Here is an 18,559-nt window from a genome sequence, read left to right as displayed (position 1 = left end):
CGACGCCGGATGCCGCTGGTCCACTGCTTCCGGCGCCGCTTCCACCGCGGAACCGACGGGACCACCGACCCGCCCAGGACACGTCGCCGCTCAGGAGAGGACTGATCGACCAGCACGCCTTCACAGGCTTGAAAAACACAGTCCGCCCCTTGGGGAAGGGGGATGTCGTCAACTCCAACCACGGGGGCAGGGTGGCCGGTGCCCTGAGTCGACCTCGGGATCACCCGCGTCGGCGAGCTTGACCTGGCGGGGGCCGGAAACCGGTCCCCATTCCTCTTCCTCCGGCATTGCGTCCGAATCAGTCTGCCCCGCCAAACCCCCGAAATCAACTTTTGTCTAAAAATGTAGACAAATGCTTATTTTGATGACTCTTGCGGCCCACTCCCTCGCTATCCTGCCGCTATGCCACTTCGGTTCGGTCCTCCTGAGCACTCCTCCAAGGGGCAGGTGACCCGACACAGGATCCTGGAGGCGCTGCACGACCTGCTGCGCACCTCCCCCGCGGCACGGGTGAGCGTGGCCGACGTCGCGCAGCGGGCGGAGATGAAGCGATCCAGCGTCTACAACCACTTCAGGACCGTGGACGAGATGTGCCTGGCGCTGGTCGACCGCTCCCTCTCCGCGGTGTTCGCCGGCTTCGGCCGGGCGGACGCCACCAACCTGGGCACCTACTTCAGTTCCGCTCTCATGAGCACGTTCCGCCTGTGGGCCCTGCACCGTGTCGTGCTCGTCATCGCGTTCGAGATCTACGCGCGCGACCGCGCCTTCGCCCGGGCCTGGGACGAGCGGGTCACCCGGGAGTGGACCGAACCGGCCCTGGAGGTCTACCAGGCCGACGTCACGGCCGGACGGCTGTCCCCGCTCCCCGACCCGAGGGGTCTGCTGGACCTCCTCGCCTTCACCATCCAGCACCAGCTCCACCGACTCTGGCGGGACGGTACTCCCTCGCCCCAGGACTGCCACCGGGAGTTGGAACTGTGCGCCACCGCCTCCTGGCGGCTGCTGGGCCTGCCGGGGGACCCCGTGCTGGACCGGGCCACGGTCGACGAGATCCTGGTCCTCGCCGGGACGAAAGACTGACGGCCCCGACCGCCCGGCTCCCCGCACCGTCGTTTCTCCGTCTCTTCTGACGCTGGTCTTCCTTCCCGCGGGCGTGTGCTCTCTCTTTCCCCGCGCTGCCGAGAACGAGGACCGGGGGAGAAAAGAAGCGGCCTTCGCCGGCCTCCCCGCCGGCTCCGGCGGACGCTGCGCCACCCGCCCCGGCCCGGAGGCTCAGGCGGACACCCCCGCCGCGGCACGCACCGCCTCGGTGATCAGCTCGCGCCGCCGTGTGAAGGCGGAGTCGGCCCGGGGATCGTCCAGGCGGGGCAGGTCGGAGCTCTCGTCCAGGACGATCCGTCCGGGACGGGCGCTGAGGACGACGATGCGGGTGCCCAGGTACACCGCCTCGTCCACGTCGTGGGTGATGAACACCAGCGTCTTGCCGGTGAGCCGCCACAGGTCGCGCAGTTCCTCCTGCATGCGTTCCCGGGTGAGCGCGTCCAGGGCGCCGAAGGGCTCGTCCATGAGCACGATCCCGGGGTCGGGAGCCAGTGCCCGGGCGATGGCGACGCGCTGGCGCATGCCGCCGGAGAGCTCGTAGGTGCGCATACGGGCGGTGTCGGCGAGTCCCACCAGTTCCAGTTGGCGCATGGCGCGCTCCCGCCGCTCCTCACGGCGCATCCCCGCCATGCGCAGGCCGAACTCGACGTTGGCGAGCACGCTCAGCCACGGGAACAGGGTGGGCTGCTGGAAGACCACGCCCCGGTCGGGGCCGGGCCCCCTGACCGGGGCGCCGTCGACCGTGACGGCACCCCGCGAGGGCCGGTGGAATCCGGCCACGAGCCGCAGCAGCGTGCTCTTCCCGGATCCGGACGGGCCCACGACCACCAGGTGCTCTCCCCGTTCCACAGACAGGTCGACTCCCTGCAGGGCGGGCACCGTCCCCTCACGCCCCCGGTAGTCGTGGCCGACACCGCGCAGCTCCAGTGCGGCCGCCCCGGCGTCAGGGCGTGGCGACACTCTCGACTCCCTGGGTGGCGAGCGCGGCCTGGAAGTCCTCCAGGGTGGGTGCCGCGTCGATCTCTCCCTGCTCGGCGAGGAACTCGGCGGTCAGGAGGAGGGCCTCGGCCAGTCGGCCGGGTTCGTCGGCGGTGCCGAGGTAGTCGGCGGAGGACTGCTCGGCGGCGTCGAGGAAGACGAGCTGGCCGACCTGCTCCTCGGCCTCCGCGGGCTCCAGGTTGAGTTCGGCCGCGATGGCCTCGACCGCGGCGGCCCTGTCCTCGTGCAGCAGGGTCACCGCGCGGTTCTGCTGCTCCACCCAGGTGGCCAGGACGTCGGGGTAGGTCTCGGCGAACTCGGTGCTGACCACCGCGAGGTCGGCGGTGACCTTGCCCCGTTCGGCGAGTTCGCCGCTGGTGACGAGGATGCGGCCGCCGTCGGCGCGGAGCTGTCCCAGCACCGGGTACCACACGAAGGCCGCGTCGATGTCGCCGCGCTGCCAGGCGGCCTGGATGTCCGGCGGCTCCAGGTCGAGCAGTTCCACGTCGTCGACGGCGAGGCCGACCTCGTCCAGGGCGGCGATCAGGTGGTAGTGGGTGGTGCTGGCGAAGGGCACCGCCACCGTCCTGCCCGCGAGGTCGGCGACCTCGTCGATTCCCTCGGCGGCGACCAGCGCCTCGTTGTCGCTGATGACGTCGTGGATCCAGGGCACCTGGTAGTCGATGTCGAGAGGCTGGGACAGGCCGCGGACGACCGGGGCGCTGCCGACCAGGGCGATGTCGAGTTCGCCGGCGAGGAAGGCGGTGTTGACGTCGCCGCCGGAGTCGAACCTGTTCCACACGATCGCGGTGTCGGGCAGCGCCTCCTCCAGCCAACCGTTGTGCTTGACGACGAGGTCGCCGTTGGGGATGGACTGGTAGCCGATGCGCAGCTCGGCGGGCACTCCGTCGGCGGTCTCCGACCGGTCCTCGGCGGTGCTGCAGGCCGAGGCCATCAGGATGGCGGCGGTGAGTGCGGAGGCCGCCGCGAGGGTCCGGGAGGTGCGGGAACGACGGATCGGTGTCATGGGGATCTCCTGCGGGATGGTGGTGAGGGGTGGAGGGGATCGGCGGGGTCAGGTGCGGCCCCGCCACGGGGCCAGGACGCGGTCGACCAGTTGCAGCAGCCAGTCGATGAGCAGGCCGGACAGGCCGATGACGATGAGGCCGAGGATGACCGTGTCGGTCTGGTTGTAGCGCTGGGCCTCGCGGACCATCCCGCCGATTCCGGGGATGCCGTTGACGGTCTCGGCGGCGACGACGGAGGTGTAGGCCACGCCGACCGCGATGCGAATGCCGGTCATGACCTCGGGGAGGGCGTGCGGGAGGACGACCCACAGCGGCAGTTGCCAGGAGCGCGCCCCCAGGGAGCGGGCCGCGTTGAGGTAGTCGGGGGCGACGTTGCGGACGGCGTCGGCGGTGGCCACGGCCACCGGCGGCAGGGAGGCGATGACGAGCAGCCAGATCTTGGGCTCCTCGTTGATGCCGAACCAGATGACGAGCAGGCTGAGGTAGGCCAGCGGCGGCAGGGTGCGCACGAAGGAGATGAAGGGGCCCAGGAGCGCGCGCACGGCGGGCGCCAGTCCGATCAGGAGGCCGAGCAGGACTCCGCCGAGGGTGCCGTAGCCGCTGCCGACGAGGATGCGGCGCATGCTGACCCACAGGTGTTCGGGCAGGGTGTGGCCGCTGAAGCCCTCGGTGGTGGTGGCCACCGCCTTCTCCCAGACCGCCTGCGGCGAGGGCAGGATGACCGGGGGCCAGATCTCGGCGCGTGCCACCGCCCACCACAGCAGCAGGAGGCTGCCCACCGACAGGGCCCGCAGGCCCAGGGACCGCACCGGTGCGGGGGTGCGGGGACGGAAGCGGCCCCGGGTGGAGTTGTTGTCGAGGCGGGTCCCGGGGCCGCCGTCTGCGGGGCCCGGGCGGGCCTCGGTCACGGCGCTCACGACGCCGGTTCGGGAGTCGGGGAGGGCGTGCCGAGCCGGGGCAGGACGTACTCGCCCACCCGATAGGCCTCTTCGAGGTGGGGCCAGCCGGAGAGGACGAACTCGTCCACCCCGAGGGCGTGGTACTCCTCGATGCGCTGGGCCACCTCGGCGTAGTCGCCGACCAGCGCGGTCCCGGCGCCCTCGCGGACCAGGCCGACCCCGGCCCACAGGTTGGGCGAGACCTCCAGGGAGCGCGTGGAGCCGCCGTGCAGGGCGGCCATGCGGGCCTGGCCGACGGAGTCCATGCGGGCGTAGTAGCGCTGCATGGCCTCGATCCGCTCGGGGCTCATGCCCTCCAGCAGCCGTTCGGCGTCGCGCCAGGCCTCGGCGGCGGTGTCGCGGGCGATGACGTGCAGGCGGATGCCGAACCGGAGGCTGCGGCCGGTCCGGGCGGCCAGGGCGCGCACCCGTTCGATCCGCTGGGCGATCATGGCCGGCGGCTCGCCCCACATGAGGTGGACGTCGCTGTGGGCGGCGGCGACGCGCTCGGCCGCCGGGGACGCGCCGCCGAAGTAGATCTCGGGCGCGGGGTCGAGCGGCTCGGCGGCCTCCCAGCCCTCGATCCGGTAGTGCTCGCCGGAGAAGTCGACCGGCTTTCCGGTGAAGGTCCGGCGCAGCACGGTGAGGAACTCGTCGGTGCGGGCGTAGCGCTGGTCGTGGTCGAGGAAGTCGCCGTAGGCGCGCTGCTCGACCGGGTCGCCTCCGGTGACGATGTTGACCAGCAGTCGGCCGCGCGACACCTCCTGGAAGGCCCGTGCCTGCTGGGTGAGCAGGGTCGGCAGTACGAAGCCGGGGCGGAAGGCCACGAGGAACTTCAGCCGCTCGGTGTGCTGGGTCAGTGCCGCGCAGGTGATCCAGGGGTCCGGGCAGCCCGCGCCGGTGGGGGTGAGCGCCGCGGTGAACCCGGTGCTCTCGGCGGCCCGGGCCACCTGGGCGAGGTAGCCCAGGTCGGCCGGGCGCGAGGGTGCGGTGACCCCGTCGACGTCGAGGCGGATCGTGGAGTTACGGACCGCGTACCCGTCGCCGGTCGTGGGAAGGAACCAGTGGAAACGCATGCCGAGGAGCCGCCTTTCGCGGAGGTCGTCGCACCGGGAAACAAACCCAACTATACAGGTAGGAAAAATTATTTGGAAGCAGTGGCCTCCGGGAACACAGTGACGGGAGTGCCGCGGCGGTCCTCTCCCCCGGCCCGGTCGGACGCTGCCGCCCGGCGCCCGGCGCCGCGCAGCAGCGGGAGGACCTCCTCGCCCACCCGGTAGGACTCCTCCAGGTGGGGCACCCCGGCCAGGATGAACGCGTCGACGCCCAGCGCGATGAGCTCCTCCAGCCGCTCGGCGACCTGCCGGTAGCTGCCCACCAGCCCGAACGCCGGACCGCCGCGCAGCAGCCCGAAGCCGCCCCACACGTTTGGCTGGACCTCCAGGTCCCGGTAGCCGGTGACGGGGCCGCTGACGAAAGAGCGGCTGCGCGCCACGCCCACCGAGTCCCCCGCGCCGCCGTCGAGGCCGCGCAGGTCCGCGGCCTCGAAGCCGCGGCGCACCTCCTCCCAGGCCTCGCGTTCGGTGGGGCGCGCCACCACGTCCAGCCGGACCGCGAAGCGGGGGACGCGCCCGGCCGCGGCGGCGTGCTCGCGCACCGCGGCGAACTTCGCGGCCAGCGCGTCGAAGGGCTCCAGCCAGGACAGGTAGTAGTCGGCGTGCCGGGCGGCGACGTCGAGGGCCGCCGCCGAGGACCCGGAGAAGTAGATCTCGGGGAACTCCTCGGCCGCCAGGGGGTCGGGCAGCGCGCCCCCCGCCACCCGGTAGAAGCGCCCGTCGAAGTCGAAGGGGCGCTCCTGCCACACCCCCCGGTGCACCCGGAGGAACTCGTCGGTGCGCGCGTAGCGGTCGTCGTGGGCGACCTCGTCGCCCCACCACGCCTGGGCGGGGCCGCCGCCCCCGGTGATGACGTTGTAGACGACCCGGCCCCGCGAGGCGCGCTGCAGGGTGGCCGCCATCCGCGCGGCGTGCACCGGGTTGAGGAAGCCGGGCTGGAAGGCGATCATGAACCGGAAGGTGCGGGTCTCGCGCGCCAGCATCGCCGCGGAGGCCCACGGGTCGTCGGTGAAGGGGAACGACGGCATCAGCCCGCCGTAGAACCCGGCCGCCTCGGCGGCCCGCGCCACGTCGAGCATGTGCTCGACGTAGGCGTAGCCGTCGGGCTCCCCGTGGCGCAGCGCGGGGGCGATGCGCCCGGGCACGTGCGGGGCCCAGTCGCCGCGGCTCTCGGCGCGGCGGCGCAGCGACGGCTGGTCGCCGTGCATGCCGATCCGCCAGTAGAAGTCAACGGACACTCTCGTACTCCTCCTCCAGTGCGGGGCGCAGGTGCTCGCCCAGCCGGTACGCCTCCTGTAGGGCGGGGGCCGCCTCGACCGCGAAGACGCGCACTCCCCGGCGCGCGTAGTCGCCCAGCAGCTCGGCGGCCTGCCGGTAGGAGCCGACCAGGCCGGCGGCCACGGTGTGGCCGAGGGAGGCGAAGCCGTCCCAGCGTCCGGTCCCGCGTCCGGGGGCGCCCGCGTGGTGCCACGCCTCCTCGGCGTCCTCCCTGACCAGCAGGGACAGCTCCAGGCCCAGGTCGACCCGGCGGCCCAGGGGTGCGGCGCGCTCGGCGAGGCCGGCGCGCACGGCGTCGATGTCGTCGTCGAGTCCGACCAGGTGCACGTCGGCGTGGCGGGCCGACAGCTCCAGGGCGGCCTCGTCGGTGCCCGACAGGTACACGCGCGGGAACGGGTGCCCGGCCAGGGGCGGCGCGAAGCCTCCGCCGCGGACCCGGTAGAAGCGCCCGTCGAAGTCGAAGGGGCGCTCCTGCCACACCCCCCTGGCCACGGTGAGGAACTCGTCGGCGCGCGCGTAGCGGTCGGCGCCGTCGACGAAGTCGCCCTGGGCGGCGCGCTGGGCGGGGTCCCCGTCGAGGGACAGCCGCCAGCCCAGTCGGCCCACGGAGAAGCGTTGCAGGGTCACCGCCGTCTTCGCGGCGTAGACGGGGGTGGCGGCCCAGGGCGGGAACTCGGCGACGACCCGGAGGTGGCGGCTGTGCCGCAGCGCCCCCGCGGCGACGGTCCAGGAGTCCTCCCCCTGCGGGTCGTGGGGGGCCAGGACCCCGCCCAGGCCGGCGATCTCGGCGGCGCGCCCGGTCTGGAACAGGCGCTCCAGGGGGCCGTAGTGGTCGCCGCGCACGTCGCGCGGGACGGGGCCGAGGTCCGGCGGGGGCTGGTGGCGGGTGGGGAGTCTGAACAGCAGTTCGGTCATGGCGTCCTCGGTGGGGGTCGGGGCGGGGCGGGAGGCGGCGGGCCTCCCGCCCCGGGCGGGTCACTGCGCGTCGGCGCCGGGGATCGGCGGGACGAGGGCGTTGACGCTCGGCGACACCGCCGAGGAGACGTCGACCTTGCGGGGCAGCAGGCCGTTGGCGTGCAGCAGGTCGGCGGCGCGCTGCTGCTCGGCGACGAACTCGTCGGTGACCGGGAGCAGGCCGAAGGGGCGGGTGCGCAGGGCGTGCTCCCAGGCGTCCAGGTCGGCGCGGGGGCCGCCGCGCTTCTCGGCGTCGGCGACGAACAGGGCCGCCGCCTCCCTCGGGTTCTCGCGGATCCAGGCGTCGGACTCCTGGAGGGCGTTGACGATGGCGGCCAGCGCCTCGGGGTTGTTCTCCGCGAAGTCGCGGCGGGTGAACCAGAGGGAGCGGTGGCTGAACAGCCCCTCGGTGGCGACCAGGTCGCGGGTGGCCACCTGCTCCTCCACCGCGCGCAGCACCGGGTAGGAGCCCACCCAGGCGTCGATCTCGCCGGAGAGGAACTGCTGTGCGGCGTCGACCCCGGTGTCCACGGGCACGATGTCGCTCCAGGACAGGCCGGCCCGGTCCAGGGCGAACAGCAGCAGGGTGGTCTGCCAGGAGCCGTGCGCGATGCCGACGCGGCGGCCGCGCAGGTCGGCCGTCTCCTTGATGTCGGAGTCGGCCTTGACCAGCAGGCGCCCGTTCTCGTGGCGGGGGCCGGAGACCGCGACGTAGACGATGTCGTGCCCCTGCCCCTGGGCGGTGATCGGCGGGGTGAACCCGGTGCCGATGAAGTCGTAGCCGCCGTCGAAGAGGCGGTCGGCGTGCACGGTGGGCAGGCCGCGGGTGGGGTCGGGCCGCGTCCCCTGCGGCAGGTCGCGCAGGTCGACCCACTCCACGTCGGGCAGGGAGCGCTCCAGGATGCCCCGGTGGCGCAGGACGAACAGCGAGTTGTTGTGGGGGAAGTATCCGACCTTGACGCTCATGCTCGGTGTCTCCTCTCGGGTTCGTTGTGTCGGGTCGTGGGGTCGGTCGGTCAGGGGGTGGCGCGGGCGAGGGCCTCGCGGGCGGCGGCCAGCGGCTCGTGGGCGGCCCAGGCGCGCACGTCGACCCGTTCGGCGAGGAAGCCGTGCCGGTGGAGGAAGTCCTCCTGGGCGGCGAGCAGGTCCAGCCGCTCGTCGGACAGGTCGGGGTGCAGCCCGGTGTGGAAGCCGTCGGCGTAGGCGCGGGCCACCCCCTCGGCGCCGGAGTGGGTCTCGGCGGCCAGGATGCGGCGCACCCCGTCGGGGTCGGTGGCGGCCCAGTCGGCGGCGCGCAGGGTCTGCACGAGGAAGTCCGTCACCAGTTCGGGACGTTCGTCGAGGATGCGCTCGTGCACGGTGATGGGGCGGGGGGTGCCGTTGTTGACGCGGTGCCTCCGGTCGGGGACGGCGTCCAGGTCGACCGCCACGGTCGCGCCGATCGCCGCGGCCTCCTCGGCGGCCCGGGCGCCCTTGACGTAGACCGCGTCGACGGTGCCCGCGGCGAGTTCGGCCAGTCCCGGCCAGGTCGGGGCCGGCGAGTCCGGCTCCGGGCGGCCCGACAGCGTCGGGGGGACCTCGACGTGCTCGACGTCGTCGAGGGTGAGCCCGGCCAGGGCCAGGGCGCCCCGGAAGCCGTGCAGGGCCATGGCGCGGGGGAAGCTCTTGGCGCGGGTGTCGGCCCAGGCGGGCACGGCGATGCGGCGCCCTGCGAGGTCGGCGGGCGAGGCGATGCCGGTGTCGGGGCGGGTGAGCACGGCCTGCCCCTCGTCGATCCAGGTCAGTCCGATCAGCCTGGTCGGTGCGCCCTCGGACCTGGCGACCAGGGCCGGCACGTTGCCGCCCTCGCGGAACAGGCCGAGGAGCCGGTGGTCGAAGTGGTGGCGGGCGATCTCGGGGGGCGCCTCCTGCAGGACGCCCACCTGCAGTCCCCGGGCGGCGAAGGCGTCGGAGAGCCAGCCCAGGTTGTGGGCCAGGCCGCTGGCGGTGGGGACGGGGCAGCGGGTGTACCAGATCTTGTCCACTGCGGGTTTCGCGGGTGCGGTGGTGGTCACGGGTTCCTCCCGGTGGGTGGCGGGTTCAGCGTCCGGTGCCCACGCCGAGGCGGGCGAGGAGGTCGCGGCGGTGGGCCAGGACGGCGGGGTCGTCGCGGTCGCGGGGGTGCTCGGCGTCGATGCGCACGTCGTGGACGAAGCGCCCGCCGCGCAGCACCGCGACCCGGTCGGCCAGTCGGACGGCCTCGTCGACGTCGTGGGTGACGAGCAGCACCGCGGGGCGGTGCCGGACGCACAGGTCGGCCACGAGGTCCTGCATGTGCAGCCGGGTCAGCGCGTCCAGGGCGGCGAAGGGCTCGTCCAGGAGCAGCAGTTCGGGGTCGCGCACGAGCGCCCGGGCCAGGGCGACGCGCTGGGCCTCGCCGCCGGAGAGGGTGGCGGGCCAGGCCCGGGCCTTGTCGGCCAGGCCGACCTCCGCCAGGGCGCGCAGGCCGGCCTGCCGGGTGGCGGCGCCGCGGGGCTGTCCGATGGTGACGTTGGCGAGCACCCGGCGGGCCGGTACCAGGCGCGGCTCCTGGTAGACGGTGGTGCGCCGGGGCGGCACCCAGACCTCGCCGGCGTCGGGCGTCTCCAGGCCGGCGAGCACGCGCAGCAGGGTGGTCTTGCCGGTGCCGCTGGGGCCCAGCAGGGCGAAGAACTCGCCGCGGCGGATGTCGAGGTCGACTCCGTCCAGGACGGTCTGGGCGCCGTAGGACTTGCGCAGTCCGCGGACCTGGACGGCCAGGTCGGCAACGGGCGGGCTGGCCATGGCTTCCTTTCGGGCGGGCGGGTCAGCGGGCGGCGACGTGGCCGCGCCAGGGCATGAGGACGCGTTCCAGGACCCGGATCACCAGGTCGATGAGCAGGCCGAGCACCGCGTACAGGGCGATGCACAGCACCATGTAGTCGGTGCGGTAGTACTGCTGGGCCAGGGTGACCAGGTAGCCGATCCCGGCGGTGGTGCCGATCTGCTCGGCGGCGATGAGCCCGGTGAGGCTGACCGTCATGCAGATGCGCAGCGCCATGAGGATGCTGGGCAGCGCGCCGGGGATGATGACGCCGACGGCCAGCCGCGGGCCGCGCAGGCCGAAGCCCCGCGCCGCCTCCACGACCCGGCGGTCCACGCTGCGCACGCCGAGGTAGGTGTAGGCGTACATGGGGGCGACGGCCGCGACCGCGATGAGCACGACCTTGAAGGCCTCGTCGACGCCGAACCAGGAGATGAACAGCGGCACCAGGGCCAGGAACGGCACGGCGCGGACGATCTGCATGGACGGGTCGACGAGTTCCTCGGCGAGCGCGGACAGTCCGGCCGCCACCCCCAGGACGAGTCCGGCGCCCACTCCGAGGGCGACGCCGAGCGCGGCCCGGCGGAAGGAGGCCGCCAGGAACTCGGCGAGCTGGCCGGTGGCCACCAGTTCGCGCAGCGCGTCGACCACGTCGGGCGGGCTGGACAGCACCCGGGGGTCGACGAGGCCGGCGTCCGTGCCCCACCACCACAGGGCCACCAGCAGCACGGGGACGCTGGCGCGCAGGATCGGCGACACCGCGGGGTGGCGCCGGCGGCCCCGCAGGGGGGCGGGGCGCTCCAGGGCGGACGCCGCCGGGGCGCGGTCGGCGGCGTCCGCGGAGCCGGGCGGGTCGTGGAGCAGCGGTCGGGACGGAACGGTCATGGGATGCTCCCGGCGGGTGGGCGTCTGGGTCAGTCCAGGGCGGCGGGCAGGTCGAAGACGATGTCGGAGGCGTTGACCGGCCCGTCGAGCAGTCCGTGGTCGACGAAGGTCGCGGCGACGCTCTCGATGCGGGCCAGGTCCTCCTCGGTGGGGTAGCGGTAGGAGGTCGCGGCCCTGGTCAGCTCGACGCTCTCGGCGAGGCGGTCGCCGTCCAGGGCGGTGGGGCCCTGGTCGAGGAACACGTTCTGGAACTTCTCGGGCCGGCTGCGGCCCTCCTCGATGAGCTCGTTGAGGACCTCGAAGAACACCTCGGCGGCCTCGGGGTGCTCCTCCAGCAGGTCCTTGCGGGCGACGAAGACGTTGAGGTCCGCGTCGTCGATGTCCCGGCTGGTGACGACGGTCCTGGCGCCGTTGGCGACGGCCTCGGGGTAGGCGTCCACGATCGCCCACCAGGCGTCCACCTTGCCGGAGGCGAAGGCCGCCGCCCCCTCCTGCGGGTTGAGGTAGACGCGTTCGACCTCGTCGGGGTCGACGCCCTCGGCCTCCAGGGCGCGCAGCAGCAGGTACTCGCCCTTTCCGGCCTGGTTGACGGCGACCCTGCGCCCCTTCAGGTCGGCGACGGTCCGGATGTCGCTGTCGGGGGGCACCACGAGGCCGTCGCGCAGCGGCGCGGGGTCGCCGACGAGGTCCGCGACGATGAAGATGCGCAGGTCGTCGGTGCTGGCCAGGGAGCCGACCGCGGGGGAGACGGCGCCCTGCTGGACGTTGAGGTCGCCGGACTTGAGGGCGTCGGAGGCGGCGGTGAAGGAGGCGTAGGAGCCGCCCCACTCGATGGTCGCGCCGACCTCGGCGAGGCGGTCCTCGAAGATGCCCTCGCGCTTGGCGTAGGCGAGGGGGCCGACGTTGCCGGGGTCGCCGATGCGGATGACCGCTCCGCCGGAGGGGGACTCCTCCTCGGGCCCGCAGGCGGTGAGGGCCAGGGCGGCGGTCAGCAGGGTCAGCGCCGCGGCGGCGCTTCGGGTGAAGGGGTTCATGGGAGTGTTCGCTTCCGTGACGGGGGTGTGCGGTCAGGGCCGGGGGGCGGGGACGCCGAGGTGGGGGAGGATCGTCTCGGCGATGTGCTGGGCCTCCTCCAGCAGCGGGTTGCCGGAGAGGATGAAGGTGTCCACGCCCAGGGCCTCGAACTCCTGGAGGCGTTCGACGACGCTGGCGTGCGAGCCGACCAGGGCGGTTCCGGGGCCGGGGCGCAGCAGTCCCATCCCGGGCCAGACGTTGGGGTAGACCTCGATGTCCTTGGCCCGGTCGGGGACGCGGCCCCGGTGGGACTGCACCTGGCGGCTCTGGCCCACGGAGTCGGACCTCCTGGCCAGGTCGATCTGGCGGGCGAAGGTCTCGGGCCGGGTGACCTTGAGCAGGTGGTCGGCGTAGGCCCACGCCTCGGCGTCGGTGTCCTTGACGATGAGGTGGACGCGCAGGCCGAAGCGCAGGGTGCGGCCGTGGCGGGCGGCCTTGGCGCGCAGCCGGTCGATCTTCTCCTTGAGCTGGGCCGGGGGCTCTCCCCAGGACAGGTAGACGTCGACGAGTTCGGCGGCCAGGTCCAGGCCGGGTTCGGAGGAGCCGCCGAACCACAGGGGGACGTGCGGCCGCTACACCGGTTCCAGGCCGAACCCGCTGCCGGCGCCGGTGACGTCGATGTGGTCGCCGTGGAAGTCCACGGTCTCCCCGGCGGTCAGCCGCCGGAACACCGACCAGTACTCGCGGGCCAGCGCGTAGCGCTCGTCGTGGTCCAGGTGCAGGCCGTAGGTGCTCAGGGTGCGGGTGTCGCCGTTGATGACGTTGACGGCCAGGCGCCCGCCGAAGAGGTGGTCGAAGGTCAGGGCCATCTTGGCCAGCAGCACGGGTGAGATGAGCCCGGGGTGGACCGCGACCAGGGGGCGCAGCCGGGTGGTGACGTCGGCCAGGGCGGCGCCCAGGATCCACACGTCGTGGGCGGCGGTGGCCAGCAGCGCTCCCGAGTAGCCGAGCCGGTCGATGCTGCGGGCGAGGTCTTGCAGGTACTCGCGGTCGACCTCCCTGCGTCCCTCGGGCTCCCAGGGGTAGGGGCCGTCCTGGGGAACGACGTACCAGAGGACTTCCTCGGCCATGGGGCCTCCAAGGGGTGGTGACGGACGGGGGCGAGGCGCCGGGCAGCCGCGGGGCGGCGGCGCGCTTCGTGTCGGACGGGCAGGCACACCGTATTTCCCACATAATGGGATTGTCAACTTATTCAGTAGGTTTTATAGGAAATAGGGCGACAAAGAGGCCCAGGTCACAGGGGTCCGTGGTCCGCCGGACTCAGCGGGCGGGGCGCAGCAGCACCCGCTGGAAGGCCAGCGCGTACTCGCGCCCGATCTCGGCGAGCTCGGGGACGCGCTCCAGCGGCAGCCCCTCGGTGTCGGCGCGCAGCGCCAGCGCCATCTGGACCTGGCCGTACTCGTCGGCCAGCGGCACGGCGACCGTGCGCTTGCCGAGGGCCTGCTCCTCGTCGTTGAGGGCGTAGCCGCGTTCGCGCACCCGCTCCAGCTCGGCGCGCAGGCGCCGGGGGTCGGTGATGGTCCGCGGGGTCAGCGCGGGCAGCTCGCCCAGGTCGGCGACGTCGAAGTCGGGGTTCCAGGCGACCAGGACCTTGCCCATCGCCGAGGCGTGCAGGGGGATGCTCACCCCGAGTCCGGACTCGGGGTCGGCGGGGCCGCCCACGACGACGACGGCGCGCCGCCCGCTGTGGACGGCCAGGCCGGGAGAGGTCCGCGTGACCTCGGCCAGGCTGGCGAGCAGCGGCTCGGCCCGGTGGAGCCCGCGCTGCCGGTAGAGCACCTGCCCCAGTTCGGCGACGGAGGCCCCCAGCCGGTAGCGGGCGGTGCCGGGGGCCTGTTCCAGGAACCCCTCCGCGGCCAGGGTGCGCACCAGTCGGTGTGCGGTGCTGGTCCGCAGGTCCAGGATGCGGGCGATGTCGGTCGCCCCGAGCTCGGGCCCGTGGTCGCGGAAGCAGTGCAGCACCCGCAGCGCCCGCACCACCGCCTGGGCTCCCGCCGGACGGGACTCCTCCGCCATCGCGTGCTCCTCCGTGTCGGCCCGCGGCGCGACCGGCCGCGCCGCCGCGCCGATCCCAGCGCAGCCTACCCAACTCCGGCCCGCCGCCGGAGCGGGCGGAGAGGGCCTGCGCGGCCGGTCCGGCGGACCCCCGGCATAAAAACCGACTAAACAGGTAGACTTAATTGGGTTATTGGCCCATGATGGTGTCATGACCACCAGCGACACCCACCGCCCGGTGCTCCGCGCCGACGCCGTGCCGTCCCGGCACGACGAGGAGCGGCTGCTCGGCGTGATCCCCCTGGAGGATCTGCGCAGAGTCATGGTCGTCGTCGGCCACGTCGTGGAGGCGTCGACCGTCGGCGGGGTCCCCGCCGACGGCGGCTCCGCGGACGACTCCCTCGTCATCGACCGGGCCTCGTGGCGGGTGTGGGTGCGCGGCGTCCCCGTGTCCCTCTCCTACCAGGAGTTCCGCCTCCTGGCGCACCTGGTCGCGGCGCCGGGGCGGGTGTTCACCCGCCAGGAGCTGCTGGACCAGGTCTGGTCGCCCGGATCGCCCACCACGGCCCGGTCGGTGGACGTCCACGTCCACCGGATCCGCCGCAAGCTCGGCGACCTGGGCGACCGGCTGGTCACCGTACGGCGGGTCGGCTACGTCTACCGGCCCCGGTGACCCCCGCCCCGGGGGCTCCCCCGCCTGCGCGGACCGCTCCGATCCCGGAAGGAAACACCTCATGTCCCTGACGTTCCACTGGTTCCTGCCCACCCAGGGCGACAGCCGTGGCATCGTCGACCCCGTCACGGAGACCGCCTCGGCGTGGCGCTCCCGGGAGCCGTCCTTCGGCTACCTCCTCCAGGTGGCCCGGGCCGCCGAGCAACTGGGCTTCGAGGGGGTGCTGACCCCGACCGGCGCCTGGTGCGAGGACGCCTGGGTGACCACCGCGTCGCTGCTGGGCACGGTCCAGCGGCTGAAGTTCCTGGTGGCCTTCCGCCCCGGGCTGGTCTCGCCCACCCTGGCCGCGCAGATGGCCGCGACCTACCAGCGGCTCAGCGGGGGCCGCCTGCTGCTCAACGTGGTCACCGGCGGGGAGAGCGCGGAGCAGCGCGCCTACGGCGACTTCCTCGACAAGGAGGAACGCTACGCCCGCACCGACGAGTTCCTGCGGATCGTGACCCGGCTGTGGGAGGGCCGGACCGTCGACTTCAGCGGAGAGCACCTGGTGGTCGAGGGGGCGGCGCTGCACCGTCCCCCCGACCCCCGGCCCCGCCTCTACTTCGGCGGCTCCTCCCCCGCCGCGCTCCGGGTGGCGGCGCGCCGCGTCGACACCTACCTGACCTGGGGCGAGCCGCCCGCGGCGGTCGCCGACAAGCTCGACCGGGTGCGGCAGTTGGCCGCCGAGGCCGGGCGGAGCCTGGAGTACGGGATCCGCCTGCACGTCATCACCCGCGACACCTCCGCCGAGGCCTGGCGCGAGGCCGAGCGGCTGCTGGAGCGCCTACCCGCCGACACCGTGGCGCAGATCCAGGCGGGGCTGGCGCGCAGCGAGTCCGAGGGGCAGCGCCGCATGCTCGCCCTGCACGGCGGCCGCCGCGACAACCTGGAGGTCCACCCCAACCTGTGGGCCGGCGTCGGGCTGGCCCGCGGCGGAGCGGGAACCGCCCTCGTGGGCAGCCACACCGAGGTGGCCGACCGCATCGAGGAGTACCACCGGTTGGGCATCACCGAGTTCGTCCTCTCCGGCTACCCCCACCTGGAGGAGGCCTACTGGTTCGGCGAGGGGGTCCTGCCGCTGCTGCGCAGGCGCGGCCTGTGGCAGCATCCCGGAGCCGGGCCCGAGGCCGCGTCCGCGCACGTGCCCTTCCTGGGCGCCCCGCGGGTCCCGGCCGCCACGACCTGAGAACAGGAGAAACCACCGTGTCCGTCACCGTCCTCGTCGGGAACCCCCGCCCGGGGTCCCGCACCGCCACCGCGGCGCTGGCCGCGGCCCGCCACGTGGCCTCGGCCCTGGGCCTGCCGGGCGACCCCGACCTCGTCGACCTGGCCGCCCTGGCCCCGTCCCTGCTCCTGCCCGGTCCTCCCCCGGAGGTCGCCGAGGCGCTGGAGCGGGTGACCGGGGCCGAGCTGCTCGTCGTGGCGAGCCCGACCTACAAGGCCACCTACACCGGCCTGCTCAAGGTCTTCCTGGACCTGCTGCCCGGCGGCGCCCTCTCCGGCGTCACCGCCCTGCCCCTGCTGGTCATGGGATCCCCCGCCCATACACTCGCCGTGGAGGTCCACCTGCGCCCGCTGCTCGTCGAGCTCGGCGCGCACGTGCCCTCCCCCGGCCTGGCCGTCCTCCAGGACACCGTTCCGCGCGACGGGGCCTCCGGCCCCGACCTGGACGCCGTGCTGGCTCCCTGGGCCGAGCGGGTCGCGCCCCAGATCCGCTCGCCCCGCCGCAGCCGGGCGGCCGTGTGACCGCCCCGGCTCCCACCAGACCGCACACCGAGGAGGTCCCGATGGGCAACCCCGACACCGCCCTGCGCCCCGCGCAGCCCCGCGACGAGGTCAGCGCCGAGCAGTTCCGCCAGCTCCTGCGCCAGCACCCCGCCGGGGTCGTCATCGTCACGGCCGACGTCGCGGGCCGGCCGGTGGGGCTGACCGCCACGTCCTTCACCAGCGTCAGCCTCAACCCGCCGCTGGTCTCCTTCTACATCGCCACCACCTCGTCGACGTGGACGCACCTGAGCCGGGCGGACTCCTTCAGCGTGCACCTGCTGGGCGAGGACCAGGCCGACCTGGCGGCGCGCTTCGCGGCCAAGGGCGTGGACCGCTTCGCGCCGCCGACCCGCTGGTCCTACGGCCTGGACGGGACGCCCGCCCTGGAGGGGGTGGCCGCGCGGCTGGTGTGCCGCAGGTACGACACCCAGCTCATCGGCGACCACTGGCTGGTGGTGGGCCGCGTGGTGCACAGCGCGGTCCACGACGCCTCCCGGCCCCCGCTCCTCTACCACCGCGGCTCCTTCGGCGGGTTCGCGGCGCTGTGACGCCGCGCTGAGCCCTCTTCGGCCACGACCGGCCACGTCCTTGCCCGGGCCCGGCCTTCTCCCAAAAACCTACTTTTTCAGTAGGGAAAGTTGGTATATCTGGTGGTGCGGCCCCGCGGCCGCCCCGACCCCCGAAAGGAACAGCACCACCGTGTCCGACCAGTCACCCGTCCCCGAACCCCTGAAGTTCGCCTACTGGGTCCCCAACGTCAGCGGCGGCCTGGTCACCAGCACCATCGAGCAGCGCACCCACTGGGGCTACGACTACAACCGCGAGCTGGCGGTCCTCGCCGAGAACAACGGCTTCGAGTACGCGCTCACCCAGGTGCGCTACATCGCCAGCTACGGCGCGGACCACCAGCACGAGTCGACCAGCTTCAGCCTGGCCCTCGCCCTGGCCACCGAGCGGCTGCGGGTCATCGCGGCGGTGCACCCCGGCCTGTGGCACCCGGGCGTGCTGGCCAAGTGGGTGGCCACCGCCGACCACCTCACCCACGGCCGGATCGCCATCAACGTGGTCAGCGGCTGGCTCAAGAGCGAGTTCACCGCGCTGGGCGAGCCGTGGCTGGAGCACGACGAGCGCTACCGGCGCACCGAGGAGTTCATCCGCTACATCCGCGCCGCCTGGGAGGGCACCCCCCGCGACTACGTCGGCGACTTCTACCGGCTGCACGGCTACGACCTCAAGCCCAAGCCGCTGGACGTGCCCGGCCGGGGCCTGCCCGAGGTCTTCTTCGGCGGCAACTCCACCGCCGCCCGCGGCGTCGCGGGCCGCAACGCCGACTGGTACTTCTCCAACGGCAAGGACTTCGACGGCTTCACCGAGCAGGTCGAGGAGGTCAGCGCGCACGCCGCCCGGGCCGGGCGCACGGTGCGCTTCGGCCTCAACGGATTCGTCATCTCCCGCGACACCGAGGCCGAGGCCCGCGAGGTGCTGCGCGAGATCATCGACAAGGCCGACCGGCGCGCGGTGGAGGGCTTCCGCGACGCGGTCCGCCAGGCCGGCAAGTCCACCGCCGACGGCAAGGGCATGTGGGCCGACTCCGAGTTCGACGACCTCGTGCAGTACAACGACGGCTTCCGCACCCGCCTGATCGGCACCCCCGAGCAGATCGCGCGCCGGGCCGTGGAGTACAAGGCGCGCGGCGCCGACCTGCTCCTCCTCGGCTTCCTCCACTACCAGGAGGACGTGGCGAACTTCGGCTCCCAGGTGCTGCCGATCATCCGCGAGCTGGAGAAGAAGGTCGACGAGCGCCTGGCCGAGGGCGCGCCCGCCGAGGAGGCCGTACGGGCCGCGCGGGCCTGACCGGTCCGTCCGCCCCGGCCGGCAGGCCGGGGCCCGTCCACCCACCCGATCCCGCCGAC

Annotated in this window: 18 protein-coding genes and 1 pseudogene; 6 read left to right on the top strand and 13 right to left on the bottom strand. The window is 73.6% G+C overall.

The window, feature by feature from the left end; genetic code table 11:
- Positions 1-447 precede the first annotated feature (447 nt).
- The gene (locus tag FOF52_RS05130) at positions 448-1,080 is read left to right on the top strand and encodes a TetR/AcrR family transcriptional regulator (RefSeq protein ID WP_248592676.1); all 633 of its coding nucleotides are present in this window, start codon (positions 448-450) and stop codon (positions 1,078-1,080) included.
- Positions 1,081-1,272: 192 nt separating this feature from the next.
- Here FOF52_RS05130 and FOF52_RS05125 read toward each other — a convergent pair whose 3' ends face one another.
- The 13 genes and pseudogenes from FOF52_RS05125 to FOF52_RS05065 all read right to left on the bottom strand — a co-directional run bounded on the left by FOF52_RS05125 (position 1,273) and on the right by FOF52_RS05065 (position 14,188).
- Entirely contained in the window at positions 1,273-2,061 is a 789-nt protein-coding gene (locus FOF52_RS05125; RefSeq protein WP_248592675.1) for an ABC transporter ATP-binding protein, read from the bottom strand.
- Positions 2,045-3,106, bottom strand: coding sequence for a taurine ABC transporter substrate-binding protein (locus tag FOF52_RS05120; RefSeq protein WP_248592674.1), 1,062 nt, complete (start codon positions 3,104-3,106; stop codon positions 2,045-2,047). The genes FOF52_RS05125 and FOF52_RS05120 overlap by 17 nt, the downstream gene beginning before the upstream one ends.
- 48 nt (positions 3,107-3,154) lie before the next feature.
- Positions 3,155-4,024 carry an ABC transporter permease gene (locus FOF52_RS05115; RefSeq protein WP_248592673.1) on the bottom strand — a complete coding sequence of 290 codons (870 nt, stop codon included), beginning with the start codon at positions 4,022-4,024 and terminating at the stop codon, positions 3,155-3,157.
- The gene (locus FOF52_RS05110; RefSeq protein WP_248592672.1) at positions 4,021-5,121 is read right to left on the bottom strand and encodes an LLM class flavin-dependent oxidoreductase; all 1,101 of its coding nucleotides are present in this window, start codon (positions 5,119-5,121) and stop codon (positions 4,021-4,023) included. The genes FOF52_RS05115 and FOF52_RS05110 overlap by 4 nt, the downstream gene beginning before the upstream one ends.
- 68 nt (positions 5,122-5,189) lie before the next feature.
- The gene (locus FOF52_RS05105; RefSeq protein ID WP_068755774.1) at positions 5,190-6,398 is read right to left on the bottom strand and encodes an LLM class flavin-dependent oxidoreductase; all 1,209 of its coding nucleotides are present in this window, start codon (positions 6,396-6,398) and stop codon (positions 5,190-5,192) included.
- Complete coding sequence (locus tag FOF52_RS05100) at positions 6,388-7,353, bottom strand: LLM class flavin-dependent oxidoreductase (protein ID WP_068755776.1); 966 nt, start codon at positions 7,351-7,353, stop codon at positions 6,388-6,390. The genes FOF52_RS05105 and FOF52_RS05100 overlap by 11 nt, the downstream gene beginning before the upstream one ends.
- Positions 7,354-7,413: 60 nt before the next feature.
- A complete protein-coding gene (locus FOF52_RS05095; RefSeq protein ID WP_248592671.1) occupies positions 7,414-8,358 on the bottom strand; it encodes an ABC transporter substrate-binding protein in 945 nt (314 codons plus the stop codon).
- Positions 8,359-8,408: 50 nt separating this feature from the next.
- Positions 8,409-9,446, bottom strand: coding sequence for an ABC transporter substrate-binding protein (locus FOF52_RS05090; protein ID WP_248592670.1), 1,038 nt, complete (start codon positions 9,444-9,446; stop codon positions 8,409-8,411).
- A 25-nt stretch (positions 9,447-9,471) separates the two neighbouring features.
- Positions 9,472-10,194 carry an ABC transporter ATP-binding protein gene (locus tag FOF52_RS05085; RefSeq protein ID WP_068755782.1) on the bottom strand — a complete coding sequence of 241 codons (723 nt, stop codon included), beginning with the start codon at positions 10,192-10,194 and terminating at the stop codon, positions 9,472-9,474.
- Between the two features lie 22 nt (positions 10,195-10,216).
- A complete protein-coding gene (locus FOF52_RS05080; protein ID WP_248592669.1) occupies positions 10,217-11,098 on the bottom strand; it encodes an ABC transporter permease in 882 nt (293 codons plus the stop codon).
- 29 nt (positions 11,099-11,127) lie between these two features.
- A complete protein-coding gene (locus FOF52_RS05075; RefSeq protein WP_248592668.1) occupies positions 11,128-12,132 on the bottom strand; it encodes an NrtA/SsuA/CpmA family ABC transporter substrate-binding protein in 1,005 nt (334 codons plus the stop codon).
- A gap of 33 nt (positions 12,133-12,165) precedes the next feature.
- A pseudogene (locus FOF52_RS05070) lies at positions 12,166-13,242 on the bottom strand (LLM class flavin-dependent oxidoreductase).
- A 190-nt stretch (positions 13,243-13,432) separates the two neighbouring features.
- Complete coding sequence (locus tag FOF52_RS05065) at positions 13,433-14,188, bottom strand: IclR family transcriptional regulator (protein ID WP_068755796.1); 756 nt, start codon at positions 14,186-14,188, stop codon at positions 13,433-13,435.
- A gap of 190 nt (positions 14,189-14,378) precedes the next feature.
- Between FOF52_RS05065 and FOF52_RS05060 the strand changes: the two genes are divergently transcribed.
- The 5 genes from FOF52_RS05060 (at position 14,379) to sfnG (ending at position 18,500) form a co-directional block, all read left to right on the top strand.
- The gene (locus FOF52_RS05060; RefSeq protein ID WP_248592667.1) at positions 14,379-14,840 is read left to right on the top strand and encodes a winged helix-turn-helix domain-containing protein; all 462 of its coding nucleotides are present in this window, start codon (positions 14,379-14,381) and stop codon (positions 14,838-14,840) included.
- A gap of 61 nt (positions 14,841-14,901) precedes the next feature.
- Positions 14,902-16,065 carry an LLM class flavin-dependent oxidoreductase gene (locus FOF52_RS05055; RefSeq protein WP_068755800.1) on the top strand — a complete coding sequence of 388 codons (1,164 nt, stop codon included), beginning with the start codon at positions 14,902-14,904 and terminating at the stop codon, positions 16,063-16,065.
- A 17-nt stretch (positions 16,066-16,082) separates the two neighbouring features.
- Positions 16,083-16,625, top strand: coding sequence for an NAD(P)H-dependent oxidoreductase (locus FOF52_RS05050; RefSeq protein WP_068755802.1), 543 nt, complete (start codon positions 16,083-16,085; stop codon positions 16,623-16,625).
- A gap of 41 nt (positions 16,626-16,666) precedes the next feature.
- Positions 16,667-17,194, top strand: a complete 528-nt coding sequence (locus tag FOF52_RS05045) for a flavin reductase family protein (RefSeq protein WP_068755804.1) — start codon at positions 16,667-16,669, stop codon at positions 17,192-17,194.
- 151 nt (positions 17,195-17,345) lie between these two features.
- Entirely contained in the window at positions 17,346-18,500 is a 1,155-nt protein-coding gene (gene sfnG, locus FOF52_RS05040) for a dimethylsulfone monooxygenase SfnG (protein ID WP_248592666.1), read from the top strand.
- Positions 18,501-18,559: the final 59 nt, after the last annotated feature.

It is taken from the genome of Thermobifida alba (assembly GCF_023208015.1).
Classification (GTDB): Bacteria; Actinomycetota; Actinomycetes; order Streptosporangiales; family Streptosporangiaceae; genus Thermobifida; species Thermobifida alba.
Note: the sequence above shows the minus strand (reverse complement) of the source record. Positions and strands in the feature narration are given on the sequence as shown.

Excerpts from the sequence above, each read along its gene's own strand:
- FOF52_RS05095 (WP_248592671.1), bottom strand. The coding sequence starts at position 8,358 with ATGAGCGTCAAGGTCGGATACTTCCCCCACAACAACTCGCTGTTCGTC.
- FOF52_RS05100 (WP_068755776.1), bottom strand. The coding sequence starts at position 7,353 with ATGACCGAACTGCTGTTCAGACTCCCCACCCGCCACCAGCCCCCGCCG.
- FOF52_RS05080 (WP_248592669.1), bottom strand. The coding sequence starts at position 11,098 with ATGACCGTTCCGTCCCGACCGCTGCTCCACGACCCGCCCGGCTCCGCG.
- FOF52_RS05085 (WP_068755782.1), bottom strand. The coding sequence starts at position 10,194 with ATGGCCAGCCCGCCCGTTGCCGACCTGGCCGTCCAGGTCCGCGGACTG.
- FOF52_RS05110 (WP_248592672.1), bottom strand. The coding sequence starts at position 5,121 with ATGCGTTTCCACTGGTTCCTTCCCACGACCGGCGACGGGTACGCGGTC.
- FOF52_RS05065 (WP_068755796.1), bottom strand. The coding sequence starts at position 14,188 with ATGGCGGAGGAGTCCCGTCCGGCGGGAGCCCAGGCGGTGGTGCGGGCG.
- FOF52_RS05045 (WP_068755804.1), top strand. The coding sequence starts at position 16,667 with ATGGGCAACCCCGACACCGCCCTGCGCCCCGCGCAGCCCCGCGACGAG.
- FOF52_RS05060 (WP_248592667.1), top strand. The coding sequence starts at position 14,379 with ATGACCACCAGCGACACCCACCGCCCGGTGCTCCGCGCCGACGCCGTG.
- FOF52_RS05055 (WP_068755800.1), top strand. The coding sequence starts at position 14,902 with ATGTCCCTGACGTTCCACTGGTTCCTGCCCACCCAGGGCGACAGCCGT.
- FOF52_RS05120 (WP_248592674.1), bottom strand. The coding sequence starts at position 3,106 with ATGACACCGATCCGTCGTTCCCGCACCTCCCGGACCCTCGCGGCGGCC.
- FOF52_RS05075 (WP_248592668.1), bottom strand. The coding sequence starts at position 12,132 with ATGAACCCCTTCACCCGAAGCGCCGCCGCGGCGCTGACCCTGCTGACC.